Below are 16183 nucleotides of genomic sequence, written 5' to 3'. Positions count from 1 at the left end.
ACGATGTCGCACAAGGCGAAACCCCATCGGAGACACGCATGAGTGCACAAGCGCAGTTGCCGTCGATCGCAGTGGCCCAGGCCCGGGAACTCTTCTTCGGCCAGGGCCACGACCCGGCACCGTGGATCGCGCCTCACATCTCGCGCTCCTGGCAGCGCAGCCGCCCGGTCGACCACCATGCCGTCGACCCCGAGCCGATGGCTCTGGCCCTGCTGAGCGAGCGGCGCGAGCAGGCCATGCGCCTGCTGAACTGCGCGCAGCCCGAGCTCGACGGTCTGGCCGAGCACGCGGTCGGCAACGGCTGCGTGGTGATCCTGTCGGACGCCAGCGGGCTGATCCTCGAGGAGATCGGCAGCGCCGACTTCCTGCCCAAGGCCCAGCGCATCGCGCTGCAGCCCGGCGTGGAATGGTCGGAGCACAACCGGGGCACCAACGCCATCGGCACCGCGCTGGCGGAGCGCGAAGCGCTGATGGTGCTGGGCGGCGAGCACTACCTGGCACAGAACAGCGAACTGGGCTGCGCGGCGGCGCCGATCTTCACCGGGCGCGGCGAGCTGGCCGGCGCACTCGACATCTCGGGCGAGACGGTGCGTGTGAACACCCACGCGCTGGGGCTGGTGCGCATGGCGGCGCAGCAGGTCGAGCACCGCATGATGCTGGCCGAGGCCGGCGGCCACGTGCTGCGCTTCCATGCACGGCCGGCGCTGATCGGCACGGCGCGCGAAGGGCTGATGGTGATCGAGGGCGGCCGCATCGTCGCGGCCAACCGCGTCGCACTCGAACTCTTCGGCCGCTCCTGGAAAGAGCTGCTCGACCTGGAGGCCGAGGACTTCCTCGGCGCGAACTGGCCGCGCATGGAGCACCGGCGCGGCCTGCTCACGCTCCCGGGCGGGCGGCAGATCGCGACGGTGATGGAGCGCTCGAGCAACCCGGGCAGCGTTCGTCCACTCCAGCGCCGCGGCATGCATACCCAGGGCGCGGCCGAAACCGACGACGTGCAGCCTCTGCTGCACAAGGCGGTGCGGGTGCTCAACGAAGGCGTCTCCGTGCTGGTCAACGGCGAGACCGGCAGCGGCAAGGAGGTGTTCTCGCGCCGGCTGCATGCCGCCAGCCGTCGCAGCGCGGGGCCTTTCGTCGCGGTGGACTGCGCCTCGCTGCCCGAGACGCTGATCGAATCGGAGCTCTTCGGCTACGAGCAGGGAGCCTTCACCGGGGCGAAGCGCAAGGGCATGGCGGGCCGCATCCGCGAAGCCCACGGCGGCGTGCTGTTCCTCGACGAGATCGCGGAAATACCGCTGGCTCTGCAGACGCGGCTGCTGCGCGTGCTGGAGGAACGCCTGGTCACGCCGCTGGGTGGCGGCCAGGGCGTGCCGGTGAACTTCGACCTGATCTGCGCCACCCACGGCCACCTGCCCTCGCTGGTGGAAGCCGGCCGCTTCCGCGCCGACCTGATGTACCGGGTGGCCGGCTTCACCGTCACGCTGCCGGCGTTGAGGCAACGCGACGACAGGCATGCGCTGATCTCGCGGCTTTTCCTCGAAGCGGGCGGCGCGGCGAAGCATCTGCAGCTGGAGGCCGACGCGCTGGAAGCCCTGGCTGCATACCGGTGGCCGGGCAACGTGCGCGAACTGCGCAGCACGCTGCGCTCCATCGTGGCGCTGGCCGACGCGGGCGATGCGGTGACCGCGGCCATGCTCCCGGCGCATCTGCTCGGCAATCACGCGCCTCCAGCCGAGCACGCGCCGACGCCGGCCGCACCGCAGGCGGCGCCCCTGCAGGCCATGACGCGCCACGCCCTCGACGAGGCACTGAAGGCCTGCGACCACGACGTCGCGAAGGCCGCGCGCAGGCTGGGCATCCATCGCAGCACGATCTACCGGCATCTCGCGCGCCAGCGCGGCAAGCCCGCCGGGAACTGACGTCGAACGTACGCGCGCAGGGCCACATTCATGCCCGGCACGCACCGGCGACCGCAACCAAAGACTGACTTGCCCCGGGGTGCCGGAGCGGCCAGACTTTGCGCGAAGCGCCGCTCCAGCATTCATGACCACCCGCAAATCCGTCCGCCGCCTGTCCGCCGTTCCTTCCACCTTGCGGATTCCCTTGGCCGCGCGCGCCTCGGGTGACACGATGTTCCCGCAGGTGGCCGTGCGCGATGCCTACGCCGCAGGCATCCTCGAACAGATCCGCGACGAGGGCGACCCGCTCCCGGAAGACCGGGCCACCATCTACGGCATCCTCTCGCGCACCCGGCGCTTCCGCAGCCTGGCGCAGGACTTCCTCAAGCTGCACCCCGGTGCGCGCATCGTGAACATGGGCTGCGGCCTCAGCCACTACTTCCAGTGGCTGGACGACGGCAAGTCCCGCATGACCGATGCCGACCTGCCCGAGGTGCTCGAACTGCGCCACGAGCTGCTTCCCGAGCCCGGCGAGCGCCATGACCTGCGCGAGCTCGACCTCACCACCTCCGGCTGGTGGGAGCAGCTGGGCCTGCCGCGCAAGCGCAGCGCGCAGCCGGTGTTTCTCTTCACAGAGGGCGTGCTGATGTACCTGGAGCCCGCGCAGGTCGAGGCGGTACTCGCCACCTTCGGCGAGCGCGCGCCCGCTGGTTCGGTGCTGGCCTTCGACGCGATGTGCTGGCTGGCAGTGGGGCGCGGCAGGCAGCATCCGTCGGTTCGCGTGACCGGGGCCGAGTTCAAGTGGGGCATCCGCCGCACGGCCGAACTGACGCAGCCCCATCCGCGCCTGAGCCTCGAGGGCACCTACCGGGTGCTCGAAGGCTTCGGCCTGCCCTACACGCTGTTCGCACCGATGGTCATGTTGTTCCTGGGCGTGCCGCTCTATGCGCTCTACGCGCTGCAGGCGACGGATGCCGTGGATACATAAACGCACAATTTTGCGGATTGCCGGTTTTGTCCGGCGCGCGCTGCGCGGATCGGCTGACGCGGGCCGGGAACGGAAAGCGCCAAGCTTCGAGGGTGTTTACGGTCGCGGAAAATGCCATATCGTTTCCGCAGCAGACCTTCTTTCCTCTCCCTTTTTCCTCCCCAAGAGATTCGCAACCCTCAAGAACCACATGCTTGATCGCCGATCCTTCCTTGCCGCCGGCGGTGCCGCTGCCGCACTCGCCGCCCTCGGACTGCCCGAAGAGGCCCTCGCCGCCAACGGCCTGCAACTGAGCCAGCCCACGCCCTTCTCCTTCGACGCGCTGGTCGCGCAGGCAAAGGCGCTGGCCGGCAAGCCCTACGCCGCCCCGGCGCCGCTGGCACCCGAGGTGCTCGACCGCATCGACTACGACGCGCACGGCAAGATCAAGTTCGACCCGGCCAACGCACTCTTCCGCGACGGGCCGGGCGCGTTCCCGGTCACCTTCTTCCACCTCGGGCGCTTCTTCCAGACGCCGGTGCGCATGAACGTGCTCGAGAACACCGACGGCGACGCCTTCTCGCGCGAGGTGCTCTACAGCCCCTCCTACTTCTCGATGCCGCCTGACAGCCCCGCGCGCTCGCTTCCGCCGGGCGCGGGCTTCGCCGGCTTCCGCCTGCAGGAAAGCCGACTGGGCGACCAGGGCAAGCTCGACTGGCAGAAGAATGACTGGGTCGCCTTCCTGGGTGCCTCTTACTTCCGCGCCATCGGCGAGCTCTACCAGTACGGCCTGTCGGCGCGAGGCATCGCGCTCGACGTGGCGGTGCCCGACCGGCCCGAGGAGTTCCCGAACTTCACGCGCTTCTACTTCGAGACGCCGGCCGCCAACAACACGACTTCGATGACGGTGTACGCGCTGCTCGAAGGGCCGAGCGTGACGGGCGTGTTCAAGTTCGTCATGCAGCGCACCAGGGCCGTCATCATGGACATCGACGCACGCATCTTCGTGCGCAAGGACGTGGCCCGCCTGGGACTGGTGCCGCTCACGTCGATGTACTGGTACTCGGAGACCATCAAGCCCACCGCCATCGACTGGCGCCCCGAGGTGCACGACTCCGACGGCCTCGCGATCTGGAACGGCGCGGGCGAGCGCATCTGGCGCCCGCTCAACAACCCCTCGCAGACGCGCGCCTCGGCTTTCGCCGATACGAAGCCGCGCGGCTTCGGCCTGCTGCAGCGCGACCGCGCCTTCGACCACTACCAGGACGGCGTGAACTACGAGAAGCGCCCGAGCCTGTGGATCGAGCCGCTGGGCGACTGGGGCGAAGGTTCGGTGCAGCTCATCGAGATCCCGACCGACGACGAGATCCACGACAACATCGTCGCCTTCTGGGTGCCCAAGGCCGACGCGAAGGCCGGCGCCAGCTACAGCCTGCAGTACCGGCTGCACTGGACCGACCAGGAGCCCTTTCCGTCGCCGCTCGCGCGCTGCGTGGCCACGCGCATCGGCCGCGGCGGCCAGCCGGGGCAGCCGCGGCCGCAGGGCGTGCGCAAGTTCATGGTGGAGTTCATCGGCCAGCCGCTGACGACCGTGCCCTTCGGCGTGAAGCCGGAGGTGGTGCTGACGGCCGCGCGCGGCAAGTTCTCGTACGTCTTCGCCGAGGCCGTGCCCAACGGCGTGCCCGGCCACTGGCGCGCGCAGTTCGACTTCACGCCCGAGGGCAACGAGCCGATCGACATGCGCATGTACCTGAAGAACGGCGACCAGACGCTCACTGAGACCTGGCTGTACCAGTACCAGCCAGGTTGATTTCTTCGAGCGCTGCGGCTCGAAGCCTCAGCGCTTCGAGACGGAGATCAGCTCGACTTCGAAGTTGAGCGTGGCGTTCGGCGGGATCACGCCGCCGGCGCCGCGCGAGCCGTATGCGATCGACGGGGGGCAGGTCAGCTTGGCCTTGCCGCCCGGCTTCATCTTCTGCACGCCTTCGGTCCAGCACGGGATCACGCCGTTGAGCGGGAACTCGGTGGGCTCGCCGCGCTTGTAGGAGCTGTCGAATTCCTTGCCGCTGTCGGGGAAGGTGCCGCGGTAGTGCACCTTGACCACGTCGGTGGCCGCGGGCGATGCGCCGGTGCCTTCCTTGATCGACTGGTAGACCAGGCCGCTTGGCGTGGTGACGGGCGCGGACTGCGCGAACGCGGCGGGCATGGCAACGAAGGAAACCAGGGCGGCACAGAAAAGAGACTTCACGGAACACCTCGAGGATTGAGAGACCTCGATTATGGCCAGCGGCCATGCAGGCCCACGGTGGAACAACCCTTGCTTTGGCGAATGTGCACTGTCAACATTCACGAAGAGAGGAAGTCGCATGAACTCCACCACTGCCGCCGGCACGGCCGCATCGCCTGCCCCCGCAGGCACAGGCCATCTCAAGAAAGTGCTCGGCCCCGTTCAGCTCTGGGGCATCGCGGTGGGCCTCGTCATATCCGGTGAGTACTTTGGTTGGAGCTACGGCTGGAACACGGCCGGCACGCTCGGCTTCCTGGTCGCCACTGTGCTGGTGGCCACCATGTACACCACCTTCATCTTCAGCTTCACCGAACTCTCGACCGCCATCCCGCACGCGGGTGGTCCTTTTGCCTACGCCCGGCGCGCCTTCGGTCCCAGCGGCGGCTTCGTCGCGGGCTTCGCGACGCTGATCGAATTCGTCTTCGCGCCGCCGGCCATCGCGCTGGCCATCGGCGCGTATCTCAACGTGCAGTTCCCGGGCATCAACCCGAAGTGGTTCGCGCTCGGCGCGTACGTGATCTTCATCGGGCTCAACTGGATCGGCGTGGGCATCGCCGCGGCCTTCGAGCTCTTCGTGACGGTGCTGGCCATCGTCGAACTGCTGGTGTTCATGGGCGTGGTCACGCCGGGCTGGACCATGGCCAACTTCGTGGCCAACGGCTGGGCCGGCGGCAGCGTGCTGAACGGCGCGGCCGTCGCGGGCATCTTCGCTTCGATCCCGTTCGCGATCTGGTTCTTCCTCGCCATCGAAGGCGCGGCCATGGCGGCCGAGGAGGCGCGCGATCCGCACCGCACCATCCCCATCGCCTACACCACGGGCATCGTCACGCTGGTGGTGCTGGCCTTCGGCGTGATGATCTTCGCGGGCGGCGTGGGCGACTGGCGCAAGCTCGCCAACATCAACGACCCGCTGCCGCAGGCCATGAAGGCCGTGGTGGGCGACAACAGCGGCTGGCTGCACATGCTGGTGTGGATCGGCCTGTTCGGGCTGATCGCCTCCTTCCACGGGATCATCATGGGCTACTCGCGCCAGATCTTCGCGCTGGCGCGCGCGGGCTACCTGCCGCGCTACTTTGCAGGCCTGAGCCCGCGCTTCGACACGCCGCACCGCGCGCTGCTGGCCGGCGGCGTGATCGGCGTCATCGCCATCTTCAGCGACGAGTGGGTGCAGTTCGGCGGCCAGACGCTCACCGCCAACATCGTGACCATGGCCGTGCTCGGCGCCATCGTGATGTACCTGATCTCGATGGCCGCGCTCTTCAGGCTGCGCCGCACCGAGCCGGATCTGCCGCGCACCTACCGCGCGCCCTTCTACCCCGTGTTTCCGGCCATCGCCTTCGGCCTGGGCTTGGTGTGCCTAGGCGCGATGGTGTGGTTCAACGGCATGCTCACGCTGCTGTTCATCGTGCTGATGGCCGCCGCCTACGGCTACTTCCTGCTGACATCGGGGCAACGCGATGCGGCAGCGCCTGACGAAATGCTGTCTTCCCGGACCACCGGCTCCTGACATCGGGCCCCTCCAGAAGATGCTCTATCGCACCACCATCGCCGGCCAGGTCTTCGCCTTCGACGACCTGCGCCAGGTCATGGCCTTCGCCAGCCCTGCGCGTTCGGGCGACTACCTCGCGGGCATCGGTGCGGCCACCGCGCAGCAGCGCATGGCCGCGCGGCATGTGCTGGCCGACACACCGCTCAGGCAGTTCCTCACCGAGGCGCTGATTCCCTACGAGAGCGACAACATCACGCGCCTCATCATCGACAGCCACGACGCGCAGGCCTTCGCGCCGGTGTCGCATCTCACGGTGGGCGACTTCCGCAACTGGCTGCTGTCGGACGCAGCCACCACCGCCACGCTTACGGCACTGGCGCCCGGCCTCACGCCGGAGATGGTCGCGGCCGTGTCCAAGCTCATGCGCAACCAGGACCTGGTGTCGGTCGCGAAAAAGTGCAGCGTGGTCACGCGCTTTCGCGACACCATCGGCCTGCCCGGCCATCTCTCGGTGCGCCTGCAGCCCAACCACCCGACCGACGACTTGCGTGGCGTGGCCGCCTCCACGCTAGACGGCCTGCTCTACGGCGCGGGCGACGCCGTGATCGGCCTCAACCCCGCTTCCGACAGCATGCCCGTGCTGGGCCGCCTGCTGCACATGCTCGACGAGGTGATCCAGCGCTTCGAGATCCCCACGCAGAGCTGCGTGCTCACGCACGTGACCAACACGCTCAAGCTCGCCGAAGCCGGCGCGCCGGTCGACCTGGTGTTCCAGTCGATCTCGGGCACGGAGAAGGCGAACCTCTCCTTCGGCGTGACGCCGGAACTGCTCGACGAGGCCCATGCGGCGGCGCAGTCGCTCAAGCGCGGCACCGTCGGCGACAACGTCATGTACTTCGAGACCGGCCAGGGCAGCGCACTCTCGGCCAACGCCAACTTCGGCGTCGACCAGCAGACCTGCGAAGCGCGCGCCTACGCGCTGGCGCGGCGCTACAGGCCGCTGCTCATCAACACGGTGGTGGGCTTCATCGGGCCGGAGTACCTGTACGACGGCAAGCAGATCATCCGCGCCGGGCTGGAAGACCATTTCTGCGGCAAGCTGCTGGGCCTGCCCATCGGCTGCGACGTCTGCTACACCAACCACGCCGAGGCCGACCAGGACGACATGGACACCCTGCTCGTGCTGCTGGGCACGGCGGGCATCAACTTCATCATGGGCATTCCGGGCGCCGACGACGTGATGCTCAACTACCAGAGCACCTCCTTCCACGACGCACTGTTCCTGCGCGACACGCTGGGCCTGAAGCGCGCGCCGGAGTTCGAAGCGTGGCTGCAGCGCATGCAGATCACCGACGAGGCCGGCAAATTGGCGCCGCCTTCCTCTAACCGGCTGCTGGCCGACATGAGCGGGCTGTCCGCGCTGACGTCATGAGCAGCCCCGAATCGCCCGTCACCCCCAACCCCTGGTCGCAATGGCGCTCGGCCACACCCGCGCGGCTGGCGCTGGGCCGCGCCGGCTCGGGCATGCCCACCGACGAGACGCTGCGCTTCGGCTGGGCGCACGCGATGGCGCGCGACGCGATCCATGCCGCGCTCGACGTCGACGCGCTGGCGGCCGCCCTCACCGCGCAGCGCTGGGAAGTGGCCCGCGCACGCAGCCGGGCGGCGGACCGCACCGAATACCTGCGCCGTCCCGACCTCGGCCGCCAGCTCGACGAGAGCGACGCCACGCGCCTGCTCGCCGAGCGGCGCTACGGCTGCGACGTCTGCGTGGTGATCGGCGACGGGCTTTCCTCGCTCGCCGTCGCGCGCCACGCGGTGCCCCTGCTGGCCGCGCTGCGTCCGCACCTGCCGGCCGGCACGCGCTTCGCACCGGTGGTGATCGCCACTCAGGCGCGTGTGGCGCTGGCCGACGAGGTGGGTGAGCTGTTCGGCGCGGCGCTGTCGGTGATGCTGATCGGCGAGCGGCCGGGCCTCAGCTCGCCCGACAGCCTGGGCATCTACCTGACCCACACGCCCACACGCGGGCGGCACGATGCCGAGCGCAACTGCATCTCGAACGTGCGGCCCGAGGGCCTGTCGAGCGAGGCAGCCGCGTTCAAGCTGGCATGGCTCATGCGGGAGTCCCTGCGCAGGGGGCTGACGGGCGTGGGGCTCAAGGACGAGAGCGATCTCGCGGTGCTCGACGAGGAGCGCCGGGCGCCTCCGCTCCCACGCTGAACAGCACGGCCGACGCGGCCGGAACTGTCACGGGCGCTTCGTACGCTCGTCATCTTCTTTTTCGTCCACCGCATTCATCAACGCATTCACTTACTCAAAAAAGGAAAAAAGCAATGCAACGTCGCCTCCTCCTTCTCACGCCACTGGCCGCAGCACTCGTCTCGACTGGCTGCGCCAGCCTGTCGTCCGCCGGCAAGGGCACCGCCATCGCGCCCGGCAACTGGGACGCCTTCAACCGCGCGCAGATCGAGGGCCTGATCGCCAGCATCGGCAAGGCAAGTCCGGGCTATGACGCCGCGAAGCCGCCCTACGTGGTGTTCGACTGGGACAACACCAGCGTCTTCCTCGACATCGAGGAGGCCGCGCTCATCTACCAGCTCGAGAACCTCGTCTTCGGCGCCACGCCCGCGCAGCTCGAAGTGGCGCTGCGCAAGAACATCCCGAAGAAGGACTTCCTGCCCGCCTACAACAACGCCGCCGGCCAGGCCGTGAACATCGACGCGGTGGTGCCCGACATCATCGCGAGCTACACATGGCTCTACCAGAACTACAAGGGGCTGAAGGGCGACCAGTCGCTGGCCGTGGTGGCATTGAGCCCGCACTACGGTGCCTTCACCACCAAGGTGCGCTATCTCTATGAAGCCATCGGCGACACCTTCGACCACGACACGGCCTACCCGTGGGTCACCTACCTCTTCGCCGGCATGACCGAGGGGCAGGTGCGCAAGCTCACGGCCGACACGGTGGCCTGGCAGTTGAAGGAGCCCGTGGCCAAGGTCAAGTGGACTTCGCCATCCGCCCTGCCGGGCCGCGCCGGCGTGGTCTCGGTGAGCTGGAAGAACGGCCTGCGGCTGCAGCCCGAGATGCAGCAGCTGTACGCCGCCTTCCGCAACGCCGGCTTCGACGTGTGGGTGTGCTCGGCCTCCTTCGTCGACGTGATCAAGGAGATCTCGTCGAATTCGGCCTTCGGCTACAACAACCCGCCCGAGCGCGTGCTGGCGATGGAGCTGGAGCGCGACGCCAGGGGCGTGATCCAGCCGGAGTTCCGCCGCGGCTACGACCAGACGCAGGGCCCGGGCAAGACGAAGAACATCCGGCGCTTCCTGGTCAGCAAATACGGCTACGGCCCGAGCTTCGTGGCCGGCGACAGCGAAGGCGACCAGAACATGATGGCCGACTTCGCCGACACGAAGAAGGTGCTGATCGTCAACCGCCTGCGCGACCCGAAGACCGACATCGGCAGGTTCTCCGCCATGGCGGTGCAGAACTACGGCAAGGCCGACACGCGCTACCTGCTGCAGGGCCGCGACGACAACACCGGCTCGTGGGTGAGCTCGCAGCTGCACACGCCGCTGGGCGCCACGCAAGGCAAGGCGCTCAAGTAAGAGAACGGGAGCGGTCGCAGGGTCTTCGGCGCGGCTTGCCTATGATGGCCCCATCAAGGCAACCCGAACCGGAGACAACATGGCCGCAGACCGCTACCCCCTCGCCGAACTCAAGGACCTGCCCGAGGACATCCGCACCGCGATCCTTGCCGTGCAGGAGAAGGCAGGCTTCGTGCCGAACGTGTTCCTCGGCCTCGCGCGCCGCCCCGCCGAGTGGCGCGCCTTCTTCGCGTACCACGACGCGCTCATGCTCAAGGAGGAAGGCTCGCTCACCAAGGGCGACCGCGAGATGATCGTCACCACCACCAGCGCGGCCAACAAGTGCCTCTACTGCGTGGTGGCGCACGGCGCGCTGCTGCGCATCTACGAAAAGAAGCCGCTGGTGGCCGACCAGGTGGCGGTGAACTACCGCAAGGCCGACATCACCCCGCGCCAACGCGCGATGCTCGACTTTGCGATGAAGGTCTGCGAACGCTCGCACGAGATCGACGACAGCGACTTCCCGCCGCTGCATGCGCACGGCTTCGATGACGAGGACATCTGGGACATCGCCGCCATCACCGCCTTCTTCGGACTGAGCAACCGCCTGGCCAGCTTCAGCGGCATGCAGCCGAACAACGAGTTCTTCCTCATGGGGCGGGTGCCCCGCGAGAAGAAGCAAGACCCCGAATAAGCCCCTGCCTCAGCCCTTGGCGCGGCAGGAGGCCAGCGCGTCGAGCGCCGGCTTGTAGGTCGGCGTGGTCACGTCCATCACGCCCAGCACCGTGTGGTACAGGTTGTCGTGCGTGAGCGGCGCATCGAGCCCCGCTTCCATGCACGAGCGCGAGAGCTTGCGCCGCTCGCTCATGCCTTCGCTGAACCAGGTGACCATGGGCACGTGCTTCTGCGCATCGGGCGCGAAGCTGTACGGCACACCGTGCAGGAACAGGCCGAACTCGCCGAGCGATTCGCCGTGGTCGCTGATGTACAGCATCGCCGGGTCGTACTGCTTCGACTGCGCCTTGAGCCAGTCGATGGTCTGGCCGAGGAAGCGGTCGGTCTGAACGATGGAGTTGTCGTACACGTTCATCAGCTCGGCGTGGCCACAGTCGGCGAGCGCGTTGGTCTTGCACTCGGGCAGGAAGCGCTTCACGTCGGGCGCCGAGCGCTTGTAGTAGGCCGGGCCGTGGCTGCCCATCTGGTGCATGACCAGCACCACGCCCTTGGCGCGGCGCTCGGCCGGCAGCGCCGCGATGCGCTCGTCCAGGCCCTTGAGCATGACATCGTCCAGGCATTCGTCGCCGTCGCACAGCGCCTTCTTGGTGGCTGCGTCGAGTCCGTCGAAGGCCGAAGCGTTCGGAATGCGCTCGCACACGCCCTTGCAACCGGCCTGGTTGTCGAGCCAGAACACGGCCAGGCCGGCTGCCTGCAGCACGTCGACCAGGGTCTCGTAGTCGTCCTTGCGCGACTCGTAGCCTTCCTTGCCCAGCGGCGAGAACATGCACGGCACCGAGGCCAGGGTGTTGGTGCCGCAGGAGCGCACCTCGCGATAGCTCAGCACGCCGCGCTTGGCCAGTTCCGGCGTTGTGTCGCGCGCGTAGCCGTTGAGGGCGAAGTGGTCGGCCCGTGCCGTCTCGCCCACCACCACCACGAAGAGCGGCGGCCTGGTCTGCGCGGCATAGCTCGCGCCCAGCGCCGTTCCGGCGGTGATGGAAACCAGCTTGCCGCTGCGTTTGAAGAGCGGCTTGATGAAGAGCGCACCCGTCGAATAGAGCGATGCGATCGGGTTCATCATGTAGCGCAGGTGCACGTTGTTGCGCATCAGTGGCGCCAGCTCGCGGTTCATGGCCACGGCCGTGCCTACGGCCACGGCCACGGACAGCAGCAGCAGCCCCACGTTGCGCGCGAGCTTGGGCAGGAAGCGCATCGGCGCGACGCGCACGCGCCAGATCAGCCAGGCCGCGGGCAACACCACCACCGCCACGTTGAAGGCCATGCGCCAGCTCAGCAGGTCGCGCGCCTCGTTGGGGTCGGTCTGCAGCGCGTTGGCGATCATGGTGGGGTCCATGACCACGCGGTATTCGAGCATGTAGTGCTGAACCACCGCGGCCAGTATTACCACCAAAAGCCACAACGGCTTCATCCAGCGCGACCAGGCCGTGAACGACAGGATGGCCGCCGAACCGCACAGCGTGAGCAGGCTCATCGACACCACGGTCGACATGTAACTGCTGGGCGCGCCGCCGATGCGGGCCAGCTCGTTCCACAGCGGCCAGTTGGTGGTCAGTACCAGGTAGAGACTGAGCCAGAGGACGACCATGGCGGCCGAGCGCGGACGCTGCAACCAGAGGTCGAAGCGGGTCCACGGGGCGCCCGAAGGAGGCGACTGTGGCGTTTTTGACTCAGAAGTACCCACCCGTTCCAATGGAACAGGCGAAATTCGTGAAACAGACATGCGGCGAATGTAACGACGCCGCCTGAAGCGAGGCTGAATTGCCCCTTCAGTCCGTGTTCAGACTCGCCGCCCTGCGCAGCCGCAATCTTGCCGAGCGCCGCCGCGCCACCAGTGCGACCGAGGCAGCCTGGCTCATCGGCCGGCTGGCGCCCCGCTCCACCACGATCGCCACCAGCGCGCCCAGCATGGTCGCCGCCACGATGTCGGACGGGAAATGCAGGCCCAGGTACACCCGGCTCCACGCTACAAGGGTCGCCACCACCAACGCCGCCAGCATGGGCACGCGCGACGGCAGGCACCAGAGCGCGAAGGCTGCGGCGAAGGTGCCGGCCGCGTGCATGCTCGGGAAGCCCGGCCGCACGCCCTGCGGCACCCATTGGATGCCCAGGCCGTAGTAGGCGGGCCGAGGGATCGGCGCCACCATGCGGATAAGGCTCACGACGATCCACGCCGCCAGTACGCTCAGCAGCACGGTGAACAGCGCATAGCGCCAACGCCGGCTGAACAGCGCGCACACGCCGATGGCCAGCGTCAGCAGGGCCGGCAGCAGATCGGAGCAGAACTCGGCGAAGCGCAGGCTCCACGGCGGCACCGTGGCGCTCGCGTTGATCAGCCTGAAGAGGGCGAAATCAAAGCCCTGCATGCGCGGGCACCGCCGTGTTAGTCGAGCGCGAACCGAATCGCGCAACCGCCATCTCGATGACAAGGCCCACCGTCCAGCAGACCCAGGCCGTCCAGAGGGTGTGGCTCATGTAGTGCGCGCCGCGCAACTGCTGGGCCACGCCCAACACCAGCCCCGCGGCCACGGCCGTCCAGAGCCAGATCGCCGCCGCGCGGGCCGACACCCGCCGCAGAACGAAGTACCCGCCCACGTAGGCGAAGGCCGCCGAAGCATGGCCGGCCGGGAAACAGCCGCCGGGACCGCCATCGCTCATGCCCCACGACCAGTGGGACACGTACCGCGCCACGCCGCCGAACTCCTGCAGGTCCCAGGGGCAGCTGGTGTGGCTCGCATGCTTGATCATGCTGACCGCGATCACCGAGCCGAGCACGGTCAGGGCCAGTTGCGCGCGGGAGCCGGTATCGAGGCGGCGCAGCACGCCGAAGGGCCAGCGGATCGCGGCGAACAGCAGGATCACCAGCGCCCAGCTGAGGTTGCGCGCGCCCTCATGCATGACGTGGACCATGAAGGGGTTCTCGCGCAGGGGAAAACCGAGTTGCGAGCCTGCCATGCGTGCCAGAAGCAGATCGCCGCCCGTCGCGTCCCAGGCCATCAGCGCAACCAGCGCGACAAGGGTGAAAACCCCCAGACGAAAAATGGGCGGACGAGTCATGGACGAAGGCAGGACTGAAAAACAGCCGCGAGCCTACGTTTGCGGAATGAACCGAGCCTGAAGCAAGATGAACCGAACCTGACTGAAAGGCCTGCTTCAGCCCGGGGACGCTAGACTCTTTTTCTCGTTGAAAGGACATGGCGTGCGCATATTGCTGGTCGAAGATGACACTGCATTGGCAGATGCCGTCTGCAGCTACCTTCTGGCCAAGGCCTTCGTGGTCGACGTGGCGCCGAGCCTGGCGGATGCACGCGGCGCCCTGCTCTCGGTGCAGTACGCGGCAGTACTGCTCGACCTGCACCTGGGCGACGGAGACGGCCTCTCGCTGCTGCCCCAGATACGTGCCCTGCCCGAGCGCCCCATCGTCATCGTGCTGACCGCACGCGACCAGGTGACCGACCGCATCCGCGGCCTGGACGCCGGCGCCGACGACTACCTGATCAAGCCCTACGACCCGGCCGAGCTGCTGGCGCGCCTGCGCGCGGTCGAGCGGCGGCGCAGCTCCAGCAGCTCGCCGGTGCTGCAGCTGGGCACGCTGGAGATCGACCTCGCCCACGACATGGTGCGCAAGCACGGCTCGCCGATCACCCTCACGCAGAAGGAATGGGCGCTGCTGCGCGTGATGGCCACCCGGCCCGAGCGCATCCACACGCGCGAGAACCTCGCCGACGCGCTGTACGGCTTCGGCGACGAGGCCGACAGCAACACGCTCGAAGTCTTCATCAGCCGCCTGCGGCGCAAGCTCGGCCGCAGCCACATCCAGACACTGCGCGGGCTGGGCTACCGGCTGTCGTTCTCGACGGACGAGGACGAATGACCCCGGCCAGCTTCGCCGCCGGGCGCGACTCGCTCGCCGGGCGGCTGACCCGCACGCTGATCCTGTGGGTCGGCGGCGTGTGGCTGCTTTGCGTGTTCGCGGTGGTCTGGTACGTGGACCGCGAGATCAACCACAACTTCGACAACGAACTGGTCGAGGTATCGCACCGCATGTTCGCAATGGCGGTGCAGGAACTCGAGAAGCTGCAGCACCCGGGCGAGCAGCAGCCGCGAGAGCCGCTCATCGCGCCCAAGCAGCTCTTCTCCGAGGACGCGGTGATCTACCAGATCGTCGACCTGCACGAGCATGTGCTGCTGCGCTCCGCGGAGACGCCCGCCGACACCTTCGACGTGCCGCTGGCCGCCGGCTTCGCGAACAACCCGACCTGGCGCATCTACACCGTGCGCCACCCGACGCTGGGCCTGTTCTTCCAGGTGGCCGACCCGCTCGACGAGAGGCGCCATGCGCTCAACCGCACGCTCTTCGGCCTGATCATTCCGCTGGGCGCGGTGCTCCCGCTGCTCGCGCTGGTGCTGCGCAACGTGGCCCGCACCGAACTCCGGGTGCTGCAGGAGCTGGCCGCGGAGATCGAGAAGCGCAGCGGCGCCGACCTGAGCCCGATCACCCTGCCCGGCCTGCCGAAGGAGCTGCGCACCGTCGGCGACCACGTCAACCGGCTGCTGGAGCGGCTCTCCCATTCGCTCGACGTGGAGCGCGCGCTGGCCGCCAATGCCGCGCACGAGCTCCGCACCCCGCTCGCGGCCGCGAGGCTGCGGCTGCAGACCGCGCTGGAGCACGACCTGCAGCGCAACGACGTGCAGGCCGCGCTCGACGCGCTGCGCACGCTGAGCCATCGCACGGAAAAGCTGCTGCAGCTCTCGCGCGCCGAATCGGGCGCCTCGCTCGCGCGCTCGCGGGTCGACCTCGTGCAGCTCGCCGGCACCGTGGCGCAGGACTTCTGGCAAGACCCGCAGAACAGCGAGCGCCTCGCGCTCAAGGTACCGGACAGCGGTGCCCCAGCGGCCCTCGGCGACGTCGACGCGCTCGCCATCGCGCTGCGCAACCTGGTGGAGAACGCGCTGCGCTACGGCGGCGGCCGCGTCGTCATCGAGGTGATGGGCCCCGCCACGCTGGCCGTGCGCGACTCCGGCAAGGGCGTCACGCCCGAGCAGCTCGCCACCCTGCGCGAGCGCCATGTGCGCCACAGCTCCGACCGCGCGGGCTACGGGCTGGGCATCTCGATCGTGGGCACCATCGTGGAGAAGCACGGCGCGAAGCTGGAGCTGTCTTCGCCTCCGGCGGGCGCAGCGCAGGGCTTCGAGGCGCGGATCGTGCTGCAGCAGGCCTGACCG

General features: G+C 68.3%; 14 protein-coding genes. 10 read left to right on the top strand and 4 right to left on the bottom strand.

The features are described from left to right. Nucleotides 1-38: 38 nt before the first annotated feature. The 3 genes from ACAM57_RS11845 (at nucleotide 39) to ACAM57_RS11835 (ending at nucleotide 4675) form a co-directional block, all read left to right on the top strand. Nucleotides 39-1919 (top strand): sigma-54-dependent Fis family transcriptional regulator, encoded by a 1881-nt coding sequence (locus ACAM57_RS11845; protein ID WP_369661774.1) that lies wholly within the window; start codon nucleotides 39-41, stop codon nucleotides 1917-1919. A 124-nt stretch (nucleotides 1920-2043) separates the two neighbouring features. Beyond that, nucleotides 2044-2886, top strand: a complete 843-nt coding sequence (locus ACAM57_RS11840; protein ID WP_369661773.1) for a class I SAM-dependent methyltransferase — start codon at nucleotides 2044-2046, stop codon at nucleotides 2884-2886. A 190-nt stretch (nucleotides 2887-3076) separates the two neighbouring features. Beyond that, nucleotides 3077-4675, top strand: a complete 1599-nt coding sequence (locus ACAM57_RS11835) for a glucan biosynthesis protein (RefSeq protein WP_369661772.1) — start codon at nucleotides 3077-3079, stop codon at nucleotides 4673-4675. A gap of 27 nt (nucleotides 4676-4702) precedes the next feature. Here ACAM57_RS11835 and ACAM57_RS11830 read toward each other — a convergent pair whose 3' ends face one another. Further along, nucleotides 4703-5071: an FKBP-type peptidyl-prolyl cis-trans isomerase gene (locus ACAM57_RS11830; RefSeq protein ID WP_221297473.1), complete on the bottom strand. Its 369-nt coding sequence runs from the start codon at nucleotides 5069-5071 to the stop codon at nucleotides 4703-4705. Between the two features lie 160 nt (nucleotides 5072-5231). Between ACAM57_RS11830 and eat the strand changes: the two genes are divergently transcribed. The 5 genes from eat to ACAM57_RS11805 all read left to right on the top strand — a co-directional run bounded on the left by eat (nucleotide 5232) and on the right by ACAM57_RS11805 (nucleotide 10919). Next, the gene (gene eat / locus ACAM57_RS11825) at nucleotides 5232-6659 is read left to right on the top strand and encodes an ethanolamine permease (RefSeq protein WP_184636932.1); all 1428 of its coding nucleotides are present in this window, start codon (nucleotides 5232-5234) and stop codon (nucleotides 6657-6659) included. 19 nt (nucleotides 6660-6678) lie between these two features. Continuing rightward, nucleotides 6679-8073: an ethanolamine ammonia-lyase subunit EutB gene (locus ACAM57_RS11820; RefSeq protein WP_369661771.1), complete on the top strand. Its 1395-nt coding sequence runs from the start codon at nucleotides 6679-6681 to the stop codon at nucleotides 8071-8073. Then, nucleotides 8070-8861, top strand: coding sequence for an ethanolamine ammonia-lyase subunit EutC (gene eutC, locus ACAM57_RS11815; RefSeq protein ID WP_369661770.1), 792 nt, complete (start codon nucleotides 8070-8072; stop codon nucleotides 8859-8861). Before ACAM57_RS11820 ends, eutC begins: the two co-directional genes overlap by 4 nt. A gap of 113 nt (nucleotides 8862-8974) precedes the next feature. Further along, nucleotides 8975-10246 (top strand): haloacid dehalogenase-like hydrolase, encoded by a 1272-nt coding sequence (locus tag ACAM57_RS11810; protein ID WP_369661769.1) that lies wholly within the window; start codon nucleotides 8975-8977, stop codon nucleotides 10244-10246. Nucleotides 10247-10325: 79 nt separating this feature from the next. Then, entirely contained in the window at nucleotides 10326-10919 is a 594-nt protein-coding gene (locus tag ACAM57_RS11805) for a peroxidase-related enzyme (RefSeq protein WP_126021929.1), read from the top strand. Between the two features lie 9 nt (nucleotides 10920-10928). Here the strand turns inward: ACAM57_RS11805 and ACAM57_RS11800 are convergent, their stop codons facing one another. From ACAM57_RS11800 to ACAM57_RS11790, 3 genes are all read right to left on the bottom strand, one after another. After that, complete coding sequence (locus ACAM57_RS11800; protein ID WP_369661768.1) at nucleotides 10929-12545, bottom strand: phosphoethanolamine transferase; 1617 nt, start codon at nucleotides 12543-12545, stop codon at nucleotides 10929-10931. A 181-nt stretch (nucleotides 12546-12726) separates the two neighbouring features. Continuing rightward, complete coding sequence (locus ACAM57_RS11795; protein WP_369661767.1) at nucleotides 12727-13323, bottom strand: phosphatase PAP2 family protein; 597 nt, start codon at nucleotides 13321-13323, stop codon at nucleotides 12727-12729. Continuing rightward, the gene (locus ACAM57_RS11790) at nucleotides 13310-14014 is read right to left on the bottom strand and encodes a phosphatase PAP2 family protein (RefSeq protein ID WP_369661766.1); all 705 of its coding nucleotides are present in this window, start codon (nucleotides 14012-14014) and stop codon (nucleotides 13310-13312) included. Before ACAM57_RS11790 ends, ACAM57_RS11795 begins: the two co-directional genes overlap by 14 nt. Before the next feature lie 142 nt (nucleotides 14015-14156). Here ACAM57_RS11790 and ACAM57_RS11785 point away from each other — a divergent pair, with 142 nt between their 5' ends. Further along, complete coding sequence (locus ACAM57_RS11785; protein ID WP_126021925.1) at nucleotides 14157-14831, top strand: response regulator transcription factor; 675 nt, start codon at nucleotides 14157-14159, stop codon at nucleotides 14829-14831. Continuing rightward, the gene (locus ACAM57_RS11780) at nucleotides 14828-16180 is read left to right on the top strand and encodes a HAMP domain-containing sensor histidine kinase (RefSeq protein ID WP_184636915.1); all 1353 of its coding nucleotides are present in this window, start codon (nucleotides 14828-14830) and stop codon (nucleotides 16178-16180) included. The genes ACAM57_RS11785 and ACAM57_RS11780 overlap by 4 nt, the downstream gene beginning before the upstream one ends. The last annotated feature ends 3 nt before the right edge of the window (nucleotides 16181-16183 follow it).

It is taken from the genome of Variovorax sp. V15, from assembly GCF_041154425.1.
Lineage (GTDB): Bacteria > Pseudomonadota > Gammaproteobacteria > Burkholderiales > Burkholderiaceae_C > Variovorax > Variovorax guangxiensis.
Note: the sequence above shows the minus strand (reverse complement) of the source record. Positions and strands in the feature narration are given on the sequence as shown.

Coding starts and splice junctions, on each gene's coding strand:
- ACAM57_RS11840 (WP_369661773.1), top strand. CDS start 2,044: ATGACCACCCGCAAATCCGTCCGCCGCCTGTCCGCCGTTCCTTCCACC.
- ACAM57_RS11805 (WP_126021929.1), top strand. CDS start 10,326: ATGGCCGCAGACCGCTACCCCCTCGCCGAACTCAAGGACCTGCCCGAG.
- ACAM57_RS11800 (WP_369661768.1), bottom strand. CDS start 12,545: ATGGTCGTCCTCTGGCTCAGTCTCTACCTGGTACTGACCACCAACTGG.
- eutC (WP_369661770.1), top strand. CDS start 8,070: ATGAGCAGCCCCGAATCGCCCGTCACCCCCAACCCCTGGTCGCAATGG.
- eat (WP_184636932.1), top strand. CDS start 5,232: ATGAACTCCACCACTGCCGCCGGCACGGCCGCATCGCCTGCCCCCGCA.
- ACAM57_RS11810 (WP_369661769.1), top strand. CDS start 8,975: ATGCAACGTCGCCTCCTCCTTCTCACGCCACTGGCCGCAGCACTCGTC.
- ACAM57_RS11830 (WP_221297473.1), bottom strand. CDS start 5,071: ATGCCCGCCGCGTTCGCGCAGTCCGCGCCCGTCACCACGCCAAGCGGC.
- ACAM57_RS11835 (WP_369661772.1), top strand. CDS start 3,077: ATGCTTGATCGCCGATCCTTCCTTGCCGCCGGCGGTGCCGCTGCCGCA.
- ACAM57_RS11820 (WP_369661771.1), top strand. CDS start 6,679: ATGCTCTATCGCACCACCATCGCCGGCCAGGTCTTCGCCTTCGACGAC.
- ACAM57_RS11795 (WP_369661767.1), bottom strand. CDS start 13,323: ATGCAGGGCTTTGATTTCGCCCTCTTCAGGCTGATCAACGCGAGCGCC.
- ACAM57_RS11790 (WP_369661766.1), bottom strand. CDS start 14,014: ATGACTCGTCCGCCCATTTTTCGTCTGGGGGTTTTCACCCTTGTCGCG.
- ACAM57_RS11845 (WP_369661774.1), top strand. CDS start 39: ATGAGTGCACAAGCGCAGTTGCCGTCGATCGCAGTGGCCCAGGCCCGG.
- ACAM57_RS11780 (WP_184636915.1), top strand. CDS start 14,828: ATGACCCCGGCCAGCTTCGCCGCCGGGCGCGACTCGCTCGCCGGGCGG.